Annotated in this window: 13 protein-coding genes; 12 read left to right on the top strand and 1 reads right to left on the bottom strand. The window is 71.1% G+C overall.

All coding sequences use genetic code 11. The features are described from left to right. The first annotated feature begins 16 nt into the window (after positions 1-16). The 9 genes from HEP81_RS33230 (at position 17) to HEP81_RS33190 (ending at position 8,737) form a co-directional block, all read left to right on the top strand. On the top strand, positions 17-394 hold the full coding sequence (locus HEP81_RS33230; RefSeq protein ID WP_037660985.1) for an ectoine synthase: 378 nt from the start codon (positions 17-19) through the stop codon (positions 392-394). Between the two features lies 1 nt (position 395). Then, positions 396-1,577, top strand: a complete 1,182-nt coding sequence (locus HEP81_RS33225; protein WP_051850499.1) for an acyl-CoA dehydrogenase family protein — start codon at positions 396-398, stop codon at positions 1,575-1,577. After that, positions 1,568-2,281, top strand: a complete 714-nt coding sequence (locus HEP81_RS33220) for a transglutaminase-like domain-containing protein (RefSeq protein WP_037660984.1) — start codon at positions 1,568-1,570, stop codon at positions 2,279-2,281. The genes HEP81_RS33225 and HEP81_RS33220 overlap by 10 nt, the downstream gene beginning before the upstream one ends. A gap of 14 nt (positions 2,282-2,295) precedes the next feature. Then, positions 2,296-3,663 (top strand): TrpB-like pyridoxal phosphate-dependent enzyme, encoded by a 1,368-nt coding sequence (locus HEP81_RS33215; RefSeq protein ID WP_037660981.1) that lies wholly within the window; start codon positions 2,296-2,298, stop codon positions 3,661-3,663. Next, complete coding sequence (locus HEP81_RS33210; RefSeq protein WP_037660979.1) at positions 3,660-4,919, top strand: ATP-grasp domain-containing protein; 1,260 nt, start codon at positions 3,660-3,662, stop codon at positions 4,917-4,919. The genes HEP81_RS33215 and HEP81_RS33210 overlap by 4 nt, the downstream gene beginning before the upstream one ends. 44 nt (positions 4,920-4,963) lie before the next feature. Then, on the top strand, positions 4,964-5,482 hold the full coding sequence (locus HEP81_RS33205) for a hypothetical protein (protein WP_037660977.1): 519 nt from the start codon (positions 4,964-4,966) through the stop codon (positions 5,480-5,482). A 76-nt stretch (positions 5,483-5,558) separates the two neighbouring features. After that, positions 5,559-6,050 carry a cobalamin-dependent protein gene (locus HEP81_RS33200; RefSeq protein WP_243279658.1) on the top strand — a complete coding sequence of 164 codons (492 nt, stop codon included), beginning with the start codon at positions 5,559-5,561 and terminating at the stop codon, positions 6,048-6,050. 29 nt (positions 6,051-6,079) lie between these two features. Beyond that, positions 6,080-7,414, top strand: coding sequence for a methylaspartate mutase (locus HEP81_RS33195; RefSeq protein ID WP_106980022.1), 1,335 nt, complete (start codon positions 6,080-6,082; stop codon positions 7,412-7,414). 87 nt (positions 7,415-7,501) lie between these two features. Further along, positions 7,502-8,737, top strand: coding sequence for an ATP-grasp domain-containing protein (locus tag HEP81_RS33190; RefSeq protein WP_037660975.1), 1,236 nt, complete (start codon positions 7,502-7,504; stop codon positions 8,735-8,737). On the opposite strand, the gene HEP81_RS33185 is transcribed toward HEP81_RS33190, so the two are convergent. After that, positions 8,727-9,389: a LuxR C-terminal-related transcriptional regulator gene (locus HEP81_RS33185; protein ID WP_125212862.1), complete on the bottom strand. Its 663-nt coding sequence runs from the start codon at positions 9,387-9,389 to the stop codon at positions 8,727-8,729. The two genes, HEP81_RS33190 and HEP81_RS33185, sit on opposite strands and share 11 nt — an antisense overlap. A gap of 597 nt (positions 9,390-9,986) precedes the next feature. On the opposite strand from HEP81_RS33185, the gene HEP81_RS33180 reads away from it, so the two are divergent. Genes HEP81_RS33180 through asnB form a run of 3 tightly spaced genes read left to right on the top strand, consistent with a single transcriptional unit; the run spans position 9,987 to position 14,936 of the window. Then, entirely contained in the window at positions 9,987-11,657 is a 1,671-nt protein-coding gene (locus tag HEP81_RS33180; protein ID WP_190276057.1) for an aromatic amino acid ammonia-lyase, read from the top strand. Beyond that, entirely contained in the window at positions 11,641-13,101 is a 1,461-nt protein-coding gene (locus tag HEP81_RS33175) for a phenylacetate--CoA ligase family protein (RefSeq protein WP_106980020.1), read from the top strand. Before HEP81_RS33180 ends, HEP81_RS33175 begins: the two co-directional genes overlap by 17 nt. Beyond that, a complete protein-coding gene (gene asnB / locus HEP81_RS33170) occupies positions 13,101-14,936 on the top strand; it encodes an asparagine synthase (glutamine-hydrolyzing) (RefSeq protein ID WP_037660973.1) in 1,836 nt (611 codons plus the stop codon). Before HEP81_RS33175 ends, asnB begins: the two co-directional genes overlap by 1 nt. The last annotated feature ends 27 nt before the right edge of the window (positions 14,937-14,963 follow it).

The following is a 14,963-nucleotide window of genomic DNA, read 5'->3' as shown; positions in this document are numbered from 1 at the left end:
AACGGGGGTTCGCGACATGTTCATTCGTGACAAGAGAGCCATCGAGCCGGTCGAGTGGGGCAACGGCCTCAGCTACCGCATGGTCGTGGAGAACGACCGGATGGGGTTCACCGTCTGCCACACCGTCGTACGGGCGGGCACCAAGTCGAAGCTGGAGTACAGCCGCCATCTGGAAGCCTGCTACTGCATCTCGGGCTCCGGCAGGGTGGAGACCGCCGACGGCAGCGTGGGCGAGGACATCAAGCCCGGCATGCTCTACGCGCTCGACCGGCACGACGCCCACTTCCTGATCGCCGACCCGGCCGGCGACATGGTGCTGATCAGCGTCTTCAACCCACCGCTGCGCGGCGACGAACGGCATGACCTCGGCTCCGACGGCTTCTCCCACTACTGAGATGCCCGACAGCGACGAGCAGCGCGAACTGCTGCGCGCCATCCGCGAGGTGGCCCGATCCGCCGGACAGGGCCATATCGAGCGGGACGCAGGCGGCGAGTTCGACACGGAGGGCTGGAAACGGCTGTGCGACGTCGGCCTGTTCGGGCTGCCGTTCGGCACCGAGTGGGGCGGCCTGGGCCAGGACCTGGTGACCACGGTCGCCGTCCTGGAGGAACTGGGGTACGGCTGCCACGACACCGGGCTGACCTTCTCCGCCACCACCCATCTGGTGAGCACCGGCGTCCCGCTGCACCGGTTCGGCTCGGCGGACCTCAAATCCCGTTATCTGCCCGGCATTTGCGCGGGGACCACGATCGGCGCGCACGCCATCACCGAGCCCGGCGGCGGCTCCGACATGACCGCCATGCGGACCAGCGCCGCCCGGGACGGCGACGCCTTCGTGCTCAACGGCAGCAAGGCGTTCGTCAGCAACGGGCCGCTCGCCGACCTGATCGTGGTGTACGCCCGCACCGGCGAACCCGGTGACATCGGGGGCCTGACGGCCTTCCTGGTGCGCCGGGACAGCCCGGGCGTGACCGTCGGGCGGCCGGTGGGCAAGCTCGGACTGCGGACGTCACCGCTCGCGGAGGTGTTCCTGGAGGATGTCCGGGTGCCCCGCGACCATGTGATCGGCGGGGTCGGCGCGGGTTTCCTCGTCTTCGACCACGTCATGCAGTGGGAGATCCTGTGCGGTTTCGCCGTCACCACCGGCGAGCTGCGCAGACGGCTGGAGCGCTGCGTCGAACACGCTCGCAGCAGAACGCAGTTCGGCGTCCACATCGGCTCTCACCAGGCCGTCTCGCACAAGCTCGTGGATCTGCGCATCGATGTGGAGACCGCCCGCAAGTGGCTCCACGACACCGCGCGCCGGGCCCAGAACCGCGAGGACGTGGCCGCCGACATCGCCACCACCAAGCTGATCGTCAGCGAGGCCAACGTCCGTTCGGCGCTGGCCGCGGTGCAGATCTTCGGCGGCTACGGCTACACGACCGAGTACGGCCTGGAGAAGGAGTTGCGGGACGCCGTGGGCGGCACGATCTACTCCGGCACCTCGGAGATCCAGCGCGAGCGTCTCGCCGTACTCATGGGGCTCGACCGTCCCCTCACCACGACCGGGAAGAAGGGGCGGACATGGCACTGAACCAGGAACCGAATTTGGCGGCGACCGAGTTCCTCGACCACACCTCCGCGGCGGTCCGGGCATTCGTCGCCGAGGTGCTGCCCGCCGCCGACGTCTTCACCGGCGAGGGCGCCGACCCCGACGCCGAACGGGCCCGGCGCAACGCGGTCGCGCTGTACTACGCGGTCCGCGACTCGATCCCGTACGAGGTGTACGGCGCCGACCTGACCCGCGCCGGGCTCAGCGCGAGCGGCGTGCTCGGCCACGGCTTCGGCTTCTGTGTGCACAAGTCCGCGCTGTACGCGGCGGCCGTGCGCGCGGTGGGCGTGCCCAGCCGGGTCTACTACGGCGATGTGCGCAACCACCTCGCCTCCCCGCGGCTGCGCGAACTGGTCGGCGGTGACATCTTCCGCTTCCACAGCCTGGCCGTGGTGCGGCTGGACGGCCGCTGGACCAAGGCCACCCCGGTGTTCAACAAGATGCTGTGCAAGCTGTACGGCATCAAGCCGCTGGAGTTCGACGGGCGCGCCGACAGCATGTACCACCCCTACGACGAGCAGAACCGCCGGCACATGGAATTCCTGCACGTCCACGGCGAGTTCGACGACGTTCCCTACGACCTCGTCTACCAGGGGATCAAAGCGGCGCACCCCAGGCTGTTCGCCGGCTCGCACACCACCACTCCCGGATCGCTGGCCGCCGAGGCGGCCGGTGCGGCGCTCTGAAAAGGACCTTCAGCATGGACAGGACGCGCTTCTCGCTCGGCGAGAACGATGCTCCGACGACCTGGTACAACCTGGCCGCGGATCTGCCCGGGGCCCCGCTGGCGCCCGCGCTCAACCCGAAGACCCATCAGCCGCTGACCCGCGCGGAGATGGCGCACACGATGCCGGAGCCGCTCATCGAGCAGGAGCTGAGCACCGAGCGCGAGATCGAGATCCCGGACGCCGTAAGGGAGTTGTACGCGCTGTGGCGGCCCTCCCCGCTCTTCCGCGCCCGCCGCCTGGAGCGCGCGCTGGGCACTCCGGCGCGTATCTACTACAAGTACGAAGGTGGCGCGCCGACCGGCAGCCACAAGCCCAACACCGCGATCCCGCAGGCGTATTACAACAAGCTGGCCGGGAAGACCGGTCTGGTCACCGAGACCGGTGCCGGGCAGTGGGGCAGCGCCACCGCGCTGGCCGCGTCCTTCTTCGGGATGACGGCCCAGGTCTACATGGTCAAGGTGAGCTTCGAGCAGAAGCCGTACCGCCGGGCCCTGATGGAGACCTACGGCGCCCGGTGCACACCGAGCCCGAGCACCGAGACCGAGGTCGGGCGCAAGATCCTGGCCGACGACCCGGACTGCCCCGGCAGCCTGGGCATCGCCACCTCGGAGGCGCTGGAGGCGTTCGCCCAGGACCCGGACCTGGGCTATGTGCTCGGCAGCGCGGCCAACCATGTACTGCTGCACCAGACCGTGATCGGCCAGGAGGCGATCCGGCAGATGGAGCTGGCCGAGGACTACCCCGACATCGTCGTGGGCTGCTCCGGCGGCGGCAGCAATCTGGCCGGTCTCTCCTTCCCGTTCCTCGGCGAGCGGCTGCGCGGCGGCCGGGATGTGCATGTCATCGCCGTGGAGCCGGCCGCCTGCCCGACCCTCACCCAGGGCACCATCGCCTACGACTACGCGGACACCGGCCGGCTCGGCCCGCTGTTCCGGATGCACACCCTGGGCCATGGCTTCGTGCCCCCGGCCGTGCACGCCGGCGGGCTGCGCGCCCATGGCATCGGCCCGCTGGTCAGCCGCTGTGTGGAGGACGGGCTGATGGAGGCGCGGGCGGTGCCTCAGACCGACTGCTTCGAGGCGGGCGTGCGGTTCGCCCGCACCGAGGGCATCGTGCCCGCCCCGGAGTCCACGCACGCCATCCGGGTCGCCGTGGACGAGGCCCTGCGCTGCCGTGAGGAGGGCAGGGCCAAGACCATCCTGTTCGGTCTGTCCGGCCACGGCCACTTCGATCTCGCCGCCTACGACCGGTACTTCGCGGGCACGCTGGCCGACGACCGCCCGGACGAGGCGCTGCTCGCGGACGCGGCCGACGGCATTCCGCTGGTGGGCCGGGGATGACCGGGCCCCGCACGGTCGCCGTGGTCGACGCCGACGGCATCGGCGCCCATCTCCCGGGCGCGCTGCGCCGCGAGGGTCTGGGCTGTGTCGTCGTACGCTCCGACACCCCGTCCGCCAGCTTCGCCCACGAGCGGAGCGAGGCGGGCGCGGATGTCGTGCACACGGGCGACCTGTCGGCCACCGCCGCGGCGCTGCGCGGGCTCGGGGTGGACTTCGTCGTCGCGGGCACCGAGTCCGGGGTGCTGCTGGCCGACGCGCTGTCGGCCGCGCTCGGGACCCCGGGCAACGGCATGTCCGTGCCCACCGCCCGCCGCGACAAGTACGCGATGGCCCGGGCCGTCGCGGCGGCGGGCCTGGCCACGGCGGACTCGCTCGTCACCGGCTCACTGCCCGAACTGCGCGAGTGGGTGCGGCGGCGGGGCGAGTGGCCCGTGGTGCTCAAGCCGCGGGCCAGCGCCGGCACCGACCAGGTCCACTTCTGCCACGACGAGCAGCAGGTGACCACGGCGTTCGCGGCCATCGTCGCGGCCACCGACCACTACGGCACCCGCAATACGACGGTGCTCGCCCAGCGGTATCTGCGCGGCGAGGAGTACTTCGTGAACACCGTCAGCCGCGACGGCGCGCACCATGTCGTCGAGGTCTGGCGCTATCACAAGGCGCTGATCTCCGGGACCGTGCCGATGTACGACTACGAGGAGCCCGTACCGGCCGACGACCCGGGGGTGCGCCGGGTCGCCGCCTACGCGCTGGCCGTCCTGGACGCGCTGGAGATCCGCAACGGGTCGGCGCACACCGAGGTCATGCTGACCGCCGAGGGGCCGGTGCTCGTGGAGTGCGGGGCGCGGCCCGGCGGCGCGCACACCCCGGACGTGGTCTCCCGCTGCCTGGGCACCAATCAGATCGACCTGCTCGCCCGGGTGATCGCCCGGCCCGGCGAGCTGGCCGACGGCACCCTGCCGCGCTACCGGATCGGCACCCCGCTGCGCTATGTGTCGCTGATCAGCCAGGTCGACGGCATCGCGCCGGACGCCGCACGGCTGGCCCCGGTGCGCGCGCTGCCGTCCTTCGTGGAACTGGTGCTGACCGCGCCGGAGGGCTCGCCGGTCCGCCCCACCGTGGATCTGAACAGCTCCCCCGGCTACGTCTACCTCAGCGCGCCGGACCCCGCGCAGGTCGAGGCCGACTACCGGCGGCTGCGCGAACTGGAGCGCACCGGACTCTACGCGGCTCCGGTGCCCACCGGCGGCCACTGACTTCTCCCCCCACAACGACAGTCCCTTACCGAGGAGTTGAAACGATGTCCGTTGAGACGACGTCCGGGCTGAACCTGGCCGAGGTGGCCGACTACCCCGCCGACTGGCAGCACGCCGAGAAGCGCATCCACCCCGGCGAGCACCTGAGCCTGCCGGGCGCCCTGCTGAAGTGGTACGACATCCGCACCCCGGAGCAGGAGGCCACCCCCGAGGTCACCGAGGAGGCACGTGCCTTCCTGCGGGCGGAGGCGGCCGCGGGGCGGCTGGAGTTCCGGGGCGAGATGGGCTTCGTCCTCAACCACCGGTGCGACGACAAGTACTTCATGATCGTGTGCGTGTGGCGCAACAAGAACGAGATGTGCCAGGCGATCTTCGCCCGTGACGCGTCGGGGTACGGCCCCTACCAGGCCGCGCCGGGCACCCTGCGCGCCACCCAGGAGGTCGTGGAGCTGGACGCCACCTCGCACGAGCGCCGCGGCTGGTCGCGCTTCCTCCAGTCCGCCCGCGACGACGCGGCCAAGCAGGCCTACCTGGACGACGCCTGCACGGGCCAGCTCATCTGAGGGGCCCGGCCCCTGTCGTCGTACCGCCGAAGTGACATGTCGTACCCCCTGAGCCGTCTCCATGGAAGGAGCAGCCGTGACAGGTCCCGCCCACCGGAGGCACCGCGCCGACGCGGGATCCGGACGCAGGCTGGTCATCCTCGGCGTGGCCGCGAGTGACAGCCATGCCGTGGCCAACCAGCTGATCGCCCATGGCCTGCGGGCCCAGGGCTTCGACGTGGTCAATCTCGGGACATGCACCCCGGTCGCGGAGTTCGCCGCCGCGTGCCGGGAGCATCCCGAGGCGGAGGCGGTGCTCATCGGCAGCATGAACGGGCACGCCTACGAGGACCTCAGGGAGCTGCCCGCCGCGCGGGCCTCGGGTGCCGTGCCCTGCCCGGTGGTCCTCGGCGGCAATCTGTCGGTCGGCAGCGCGAAGGACGCGGCCGCGACCGAGCGGCTGCTGGCGCTCGGCGTGGACCGTATCGTCACCGATCCCTCGCTGCTGCCGGCCGTCCTGGACGAACTGCGCGCCGAGCGTGCCCGTGCGGCCGGCCGGGCCCGGGGCGACGGTCTGGGTGCCGCGTGAAGCGGACCCTGCCGCCGGGCGGAGCACCCGTGCCACCCCCGCTGCGGGAGTCCGCGGCGTACATCGAGGAGCTGGGCAAGCCCACCGTGGCACAGGTGCTGCGACAGGCGCACGCGTTGGGGCGGGTCGCCGTCCAGCCGCGCTGCGGGGTGGGCGGGCACGAGGAGATGAAGCGGCTGCTGATGACGCTGGAGGAGCGGGCGGCGCCCGATGTCCTCACCCTCACCATCGACTCGCACACCCGGCTGCTGCGGTTCGGGCAGGCGCGGCGCGCGCTGCTGGACGACCCCAAGGACCTCAACGGATATCCGCTGGTGACCCATGGCTGGCGGCGCGGCCGGGAGCTCAACGAGGCGGTGGCCGCGCCCTTGGAGGTGCGGCACGGCTCGCCCGACGCCCGGCTGCTCTTCGAGACGGCCGTGGCGTCCGGCATCACCTCGTTCGAGGGCGGCGGCATCTCCTACAACCTGCCCTATTCCAAGGCGGTTCCGCTGGCCGAGTCGCTGACGGCGTGGGAGGAGGTCGACCGGCGCTGCGGTGAGCTGGCGGAGCTGGGGGTGGTGGTCGACCGGGAGCTGTTCGGGACCCTGACCGCCGTACTGGTGCCGCCGTCCATCAGCCTGGCCGTCAGCGTCCTGGAGGCCGTCCTCGCGGTCCGGGCGGGCGTCCGCTGTGTCTCGATCGCCTATCCGCAGGGCGGGCAGGTGATCCAGGACGTCGCCGCGCTGCGCGCGATCCCGGAGCTGGCGGCCCGGTATCTGGGCCCGGACGTCCTGGTGCCCCCGGTGCTGCACGAGTTCATGGGGGTCTTCCCGCGCCACCGCGACCACGCGGAGGACCTCATCCTCTACGGCGCCCTCGTGGCCCGTCTCGGCGGGGCGTGGAAGGTGATCTCCAAGACCCGTCAGGAGGCCGCGGGCATCCCGGACACCGAGGCCAACGCCGAGGGCATCCGGCTGGCCGACCGCGCCAACTCCCCGCTGCTCGACTTCGTGACGGTGGACGAGGAGCGGGTGGCGGCCGAGCGCGCACGCATCCTGGCGGAGGTGGACGAGCTGGTGGCGCCGGTGCTGGGCCGGGGCGGCGATCTGAAGGCGGCGATCGTGGACGCGTTCGCCGAGGGCACGCTGGACATCCCCTTCAGCGCGAGCCGCCACGCCCGCTCGGCGCTCATCCCGGGCCGGGACCGGGAGGGCGCGATCCGCTATCTGTCCGCCGGCTCGCTGCCGTTCTCCCGGCGCACCCTGCGGCACAACGACGAGCTGCTGGACCGCCGCGGCGAGGGACGCATCGGGGAGATGCTCGACGCCGTCACCTCGGACATCTACTACTTCCCCGATCTGTTCGGGGAGCCGCGCGCCTGAACCCGCCTTCCCCCCGACCCGACTTGACCACGGCATCCACCCGATCACGGATCAGCCAGGATCCGCAGTGAGAAAGCGACACATCCCATGACGCCAGCCAAGCGCCTGCTTCTCGTGGGCGGTTCCGCCACCCATCTGTCCAAGGCACGGGCCAGCGGTGCCGACATCCTCTGGGTCCGGCTGCCGGAGGAGACCGGCCCGGTGGACACCGGGGACGGTGTCGAGGTCGTCCACGCCGACTACGCGGACGCCGAGACGCTGCGCCGGCTGGCCCAGGAGGCGCACGAGGTACGGCCGTTCGACGCCGTGGTGTCCCTGACCGAGCCCGGTCTCGACCCCGCCGCCCGGGTCAACGACCAACTGGGCCTGGCCGGTACCGGATTCGAGGTGGCGCACCGGTTCACCGACAAGTACCTGATGCGGCGGCGGCTGGCGGAGGCGGCGGCGCCCGGGATCCGGCTCGTGGCCTGCGCGCTGGTCGAGGACGAGCGGAGCCTGCGCGACTTCGGTGCCGCGCACGGCTACCCGTTCATCGTGAAACCGACCTGCGGCACGGCGAGTTTCGGGGTGCTGAAGGTGGACGGTCCCGAGCTGACGGCGGCGGCCTGGGCGGAGATCGGCCGGCTGCGCACCTCCGACCATCCGCTCGTCCACGCCTACGACCTGGGCGAGTTCATCATGGAGGAGTACATCGACGGGCCGCTGTGCAGCGCCGAGGCGTTCAGCTTCGACGGGCACCATGTGGTCGCGACCGTCACCGAGGCCATCACGGAGGAGAGCAACCACGTCCATGTCGGCCATGCCATTCCGGCGCGGGTGAGCCCGGCCGTCGAGGCGGACGTGGTGCGGGTGACGGGGGCCGTACTGGACGCGCTGGGCTACCGCGACGGCGCCACGCACACCGAGTTCAAGCTGACCCCCGAGGGCCCCGTGCTCATCGAGACCCAGGCCCGGGTCGGCGGGGCGCTGCTCAACCAGCTGATCAGCACGGTCTACGGCCTCGACCTCCAGGAGCTGGCCTTCAGCTGGCCGCTGGGCGTGGCGCCGGCGGTGGCGGAGCGGCCGAAGCCCCGTGGCGGCGCGGCGAGTTGGCTCATCGTGACGGAGCCCGGGAAGGTGCGGGAGGTCCGGGGTCTGGACGAGATACTGGCCAAGCCGGACACGGTAGGCGTCGACCTGTGGGTGGGACCGGGCGATGTGGTCCGCTCCTTCGACGGACAGTGGGACGGACTCGGCCATGTGGCGAGCAAGGGCGACGACACCACGGATGCCATCGAGCGCTGCCGGCGGTCCCTGGCCGAGCTGCGCATCCTCACGGATTGACGCACGGAGCTGGGCCCGGCAGCAGACGGCGGTCCCGCGCGTAGACGATGGCCTGCGTGCGGTTCCGCACCCCGAGCTTGCGCAGCAGGTTGGAGACATGGAACTTGATGGTCCGCTCGCTGAGCACCAGGGTCTGCGCGACCTCCTGGTTCGACATGCCCTTGATGACCAGTTCGAAGATCTCCTGCTCGCGCGCGGTCAGCGCGGCCATCTGGTCCTGGGCGGGCATCGCCGGCCTGCGCACCCCGACGAGGTCGACGAGCCGGCGCGCGAGCGGCGGGGGCACCACGGCGTGTCCCGCCGCGACCGCCCGGATCGCGGTGGCCACCTCGGCCGGCGCGTCGTCGTTCAGCACCACTCCGTCGGCGCCGTCGCACAGATAGGTCAGCGCGTCGTCCAGCGCGCCCGCGTCGGCGAGGATCACCACGCCCACCCGGCGGCCGGCGTTCTCCCGCAGTCCGCGCAGCACCTCGGCGGTGTCCCAGGCGGGATCGGCGTCGTCGAGCAGCAGTGCCTGCGGGCGTTTGACGGCGACGGCGTGCTGGAGCTGAAAGGGAGTGGTCGCCTCGGCGACTATCTCCACTCCGGAGGACTGCGCCATGACGGTGCGAAGCGCGATGCGCGTCAGTGCCCGGCTGGCCAGGACCGCCACCTTGACTTCTTTGCGTGCGGAAGTGTTCTCGTCATCGGTTCGTTCGGTTTCGGGCAGTGCTTTGTGCAAGAGCATGGAGTCCTGTCCTTGTCCCGTCATGAATCGTGTCCACGGGCGCGAGAATTGAGTTAAAGATTCCTTGGCACGCGCGCTTCTTCGTGGGAAGCGGTATGCATCCGTAAATCCCTTACCCCTAAAGGAAAGGTGCTCTTGCGGCTCTTCCGGCCCCCCGGACCGCACTCACCGGACCACTACGACACTCCATGTCAACAAGCCCCCGTCTCCGTGTGCACGCCGCAGCGTGTGTGATGAATCACGCTGTTTCGGTAAACACCCCGGCAGTCAATTGAACGTCAAACAGCAGTCCTCTGACCGGCATCGAGCCTACGCGAACACGTGGACGACTGTCCAGAACGTTACTGACAAAGAAACAGCTAAATACGCGTCGCATATCTTGACATTGAGAGCCGAAGGCGATGTGCGCAAATAGGGAAACCGTCCCTACGGACAGGGTGGAAAACCCGTCGCCGGGCGGAAGGCGGGGGATCGTCCCGTGGCCGAGGGTGAGGGCCTGTCGTCATCACACGGGGGTCGGAAGTGTCGGGAACACCGGGCAAGATCAGCAGTACGACGCTCACGCTGGACGGCGGTTCGCTCACCCCCGTCCAGGTGGCGACGCTCGCGCGCGGCGCCGCCGGCACGGCACGGGCGGAACCCGCCGCACAGGCCGTCGAGCGGATGCGGGCGTCGGTCGCCCTGAAGGACTCCCTGCTCGCGCAGGACATCCCCATCTACGGTGTGACCACCGGGTTCGGGGACAGCTGCATCCGGCAGATCTCCGGGGACAAGGCCCATGAGCTGCAACGGCACCTGGTGCTGTACCACCTGAACGGGGTGGGCCCGGCCGCACCCGACGAGGTCGCCCGGGCCACCATGCTGATCCGGGCGAACGCCCTGTCCCGCGGGCCCTCGGCGGTGCGCCCCGAGGTGGTGCGGACGCTGCTGGACTGCCTGGCCGCGGACATCCTGCCGATGATCCCCGAGCGGGGCTCGCTCGGCGCCAGCGGCGACCTGGTCCCGCTGTGCTATCTGGCCGCCGCGCTGATCGGCGAGGGCGACGTCAGACACCGGGGCGAGGCGCGCCCGGCCCTGGACGCGCTGCTCGACGCCGGAATCCGGCCGCTGTCGCTCGAACCGAAGGAGGGCATCGCTCTCATCAACGGCACCTCGTTCACGGCCGCGTTCGGCGTACTGGCCGCCTGGGACGCCCGCGAGCTGGCCTTCGTCGCCGATGTGGCCACCGCGATGACCCTGGAGTCGCTGCGCGGCAACATCTCGGCGATGCACCCGTTCGTGCACGAGAACAAACCGCACCCGGGACAGATCGAGAGCGCCCGCACGATCCGCGCGCTGCTCTCCGGATCCGGTCTCGCGACCTCCTTCGAGGACATCCTGACGCGCCGGGAACCGCTGGCCGGGCGCGGCTATCTCCAGCTCGACGACCGGATCCAGGACAAGTACTCGGTGCGCTGCGCCCCGCAGATCGCCGGGATCGTGCGGGACATGCTCGACTGGGTGGACCGCTGGCTGGAGACCGAGATCAACTCCTCCAGCGACAATCCGCTCTTCGACACCGAGGAGTCCCGGCTGCATCTGGGCGGGAACTTCTACGCGGGGCACGTCGGGCACGCCATGGACAGCCTCAAGGTCTCCGTGGCCGGGCTCGCCGACCTGATGGACCGTCAACTCGCGCTGGTCGTGGACGAGAAGTTCAACGGCGGGCTGCCGCCGAACCTGATCGTGCCGCGCTCGGCGGACGATCCGCAGGCCGGACTGCACCACGGTTTCAAGGGGATGCAGATCGCCGCGTCCGCGATCACCGCGGAGGCGCTCAAGCAGACCGGGCCCGCCTCCGTCTTCTCCCGCTCCACGGAGGCGCACAACCAGGACAAGGTCAGCATGGGCACCATCGCGGCACGGGACGCGCGCGCCGTGGGCGGCCTGGTGCGCGAGGTGGCGGCGATCCACCTGCTGGCGCTCGCGCAGGCGGTGGAACTGCGCGGGATCGAGCACTGCGCGCCCGCGACCCGCGCCGTGCACGCGCTGCTGCGCGAGCACTCCGCGTTCGTCACCCGCGACCGCCGGCTCGACGGCGACATCGCGGCGGTGATCGGGCTGATCGAGAGCGGGGCCGTGCGGCGTGCCGCCGGCCTCGCCGACTCCGACTTCGTCACAGGCAGGGGGCTGGCAGATGTTGTTGCTGCGTGACCGCGAGCAGAACACGGCGGTCGGAAAGCTGGTCGAGGAGCACACCCGCCTCGTCCGGGAGACCCACGCGGGCACCGCGGACCTCACGGCGGTGCACGCGGGCAAGCTCGCACGGGCCCTCGGCCACGCCGCGGGCAGCGCCCTGTACCGGCACACCGCCGACGCCTCGGTGCGAGCCGACTGGCCGACGGCCGAACTCCGCGGCCCCCGGGCCGTGTTGCGGGAGCTCTTCCCACGGCTGCCACTGCTCGGCAAGGCCGAGCTGTCCGCGCACGGCGAGGAGGCCTTCACCCGGCCGCTCGCCGAGTTCCTGCACTACTACGAGTCCTCCGGCACCACCGGCAACCCGGTCGCCGCGCCCAAGGCCGTCGACGACCTCGTGATCAACACCATCAACATCGGTGAGCTGTGGGCCCAGTTCCTCCAGCCCCGCGATGTCGCCCTGATCCTGATCAACGCCCCGTTCGCGCCCGCCGCCTACCAGTTCGAGAAGGTGCTGGAGTACGTGGGAGTGATGTCGTTCCGCCCCTGGGTGGACAACATCACCGGCGACTACGGCAGGGTGCTGCGCCTGATCGAGTCCCTGAACGCCAATGTGTTCGTGGGCCCGCCCTCCCGGCTGCTGGAGATGATCCAGTTCGCCCACCGGAACGGCCTCCCGGCCCCCCGCTTCGACCGGCTGCTGCTCATGGCCGAACAGACCGGACCGAGTTTCGTACGCCACCTGGAGCGGCTGACCGGCGGCACCGCCTACGTCTGCTCGTACGGCTCCTCGGAGACCGGCACGACGGCGGTCACCTGCCGGGAGCGCAATCTGCATCTCCAGACCCAGAGTTACCTGCTGGAGCTGCACGACGACACCGGCACCCGGCCCGTCGACGGCTCCGCCGACCGCGGTGAACTCGTGGTGACCACCCTGGACCTGCCGGCCCGGCCGCTGCTGCGCTACCGCACCGGCGACCGCGTGGAGATCACCGGCGAGACGTGCGCCTGCGGGGTGCGCACCCCGGTGCTGCGCACGCTGGGCCGGGAGCAGGACGTCGTGGCGCTCTCCGGCAACGGGGTGCGCCAGAACGACCTGGAGGCGGCACTGTGGTCCACGGAGCTGCCCGGGCACACCGTCTTCAACTACATGCTGGTGGTACGCGATCGCGGTGTGGTGCTGCTGGTGACCACGGACGGCACCCCGGACGAGATCTGGAACGCGGTGGTGGCCGAGCGGCTCGCGCCGCTGTTCCCCGGGCTCGCGGTGTCCGTGCGCCCGGTGGAGACACTGCCCCCGCTCGCCTCCCTCGGCCAGTACCTCGGCTGGAAGCTGTCCCGGGTCCTGGACCTCAACGACGAACGCAACTGGGCGCGCCTGCCGGAGCCGATCAACGCCGTGGTCGCCGAGTCCCTCCGCCAGCTGGGGACGGGCTCCGACACACCGGAAGGAACTCACTGATGTGCGGCATCACCGGATGGGTCGACCACACGCGCGATCTGTCGGGCCAGGGCCCGCTGCTGACCGCGATGGCCGCCACGATGGCCCCGCGCGGACCGGACGGTTCGGGCGTCTGGCTGTCCCCGCACGCCGCGCTGGGACACCGGCGGCTCGCCCTGATCGACCTGGCGACCGGCGGCCAGCCGATGACACCCGCGGGCCCTGCCGACACGGCGCCGCCGGCCGTCCTCGTCTTCAGCGGCGAGGTGTACAACCACGGTGAGCTGCGCGCCGAACTGGCCCGGCGCGGGCACGCGTTCTGCGGCAGGTCCGACACCGAGGTGGTGCTGCGGGCCTATCTCGAATGGGGTGAGGGGGCCTTCGACCGGCTCGTCGGCATGTACGCCTTCGCGCTGTGGGACACCCGCACCGAGACCCTGCTGCTGGTGCGCGACCGGCTCGGCATCAAGCCCCTGTACTGGACCCGGCGCGGCGACGGGGTGATCTTCGGCTCCGAACCCAAGGCGGTCCTGGCCCACCCGGAGGTGCCCGCGGAGGTCGACGCCGAGGGCCTGGCCGCCCTGTTCACGGTGGCGATCAAGCCCCCGGGCCAGGGCGTCTACCGGGGCCTTGACGAGGTACGGCCCGGCCATGTCGTACGGGTGGACCGCGACGGCGTGCGTCACCGGCGCTATTGGGAGCTGACCACCGCCCCGCACACCGACGACCTGCCGGCCACCGTGGCCGAGGTGCGCCGGCTGCTGGGGGACGCGGTCGGCTCCCAGCTGGAGTCCGATGTGCCGCTGATCGCGTTGCTGTCCGGCGGTATCGACTCCAGCGCCATCGTCGCGCTCGCCGCGCGGCGCCTCGCGGAGGACGGCGGCGGCCGGCTCGCCACATACGCGCTGGACTTCACCGGCAGCGAGACCGACTTCAAGCCGGACGCCCTGCATGTCAGCAGGGACGCCCCGTTCGTCCGGGCGGTCGCCGGCCACGTGGGCACGGACCACACCGATGTCTCGGTCGAAACGATCTCCCTGGTGGGCGAGTTGGGGCCGGCGCTGCGCGCGCGGGACATGCCGGGCGTCGGCGACCTCGATGTGTCCCTGCTGCTGCTCTTCCGCGAGGTGCGCCGGCACGCCGCCGTGGCCCTGTCCGGGGAGGGCGCCGACGACTTCTTCGGCGGATACCCCTGGTTCCGCGCCGAGGCGGAGCGCCCCACGGACAACTTCCCCTGGTCGGCCGGGGTCAAGGACCGCAACGCCCAGTTGTCGCCGCAGCTGCGCGAGGCGCTGGACCTGGACGCCTATGTCGCCGACGCCTACCGCACGGCGCTCGCCGAGGTGCCCCGGCTCGACGGCGAGAGCGGCGCGGACCGGCGGATGCGCGAGGTGTTCCACCTCCAGATCACCCGCTTCCTGCCCTTCCTGCTGGACCGCAAGGACCGGATGAGCATGGCCAACGGCCTTGAGGTCCGGGTGCCGTTCTGCGACCACCGGCTGGTCGAGTACCTGTGGAACGTGCCCTGGGAGTTCAAGCGGACCGGGGGCCAGGAGAAGGGCCTGCTGCGTCGGGCGGTCGCGGATCTGCTGCCGGACGAGGTGGTGCGGCGGCCCAAGAGCGGCTTCCCGTTCGGGCACAGCCCCGCCTACCTCGACGCGATCCGCCGTTCCGTGCGCACCATCGTCGCCGACCCCGCCGCGCCGGTCCTCGACCTGGTCAATGTGCCCGCCGTGCGGGCCATGGTGGACAGCGACGCCTGGTTCAGCGGTGACTTCACCCCGCCGCCCTGGCTGCCCCGGCTCATCCAACTCGACCAGTGGCTACGGGAGTACGGCGTCCGGGTCGTGCTGTGAAACCCGTGAGACGGAAGGAACGAATTC

The organism is Streptomyces griseofuscus (genome assembly GCF_014673495.1).
Lineage (GTDB): Bacteria > Actinomycetota > Actinomycetes > Streptomycetales > Streptomycetaceae > Streptomyces > Streptomyces murinus.
This window is presented reverse-complemented; position numbering and strand designations above follow the sequence as displayed.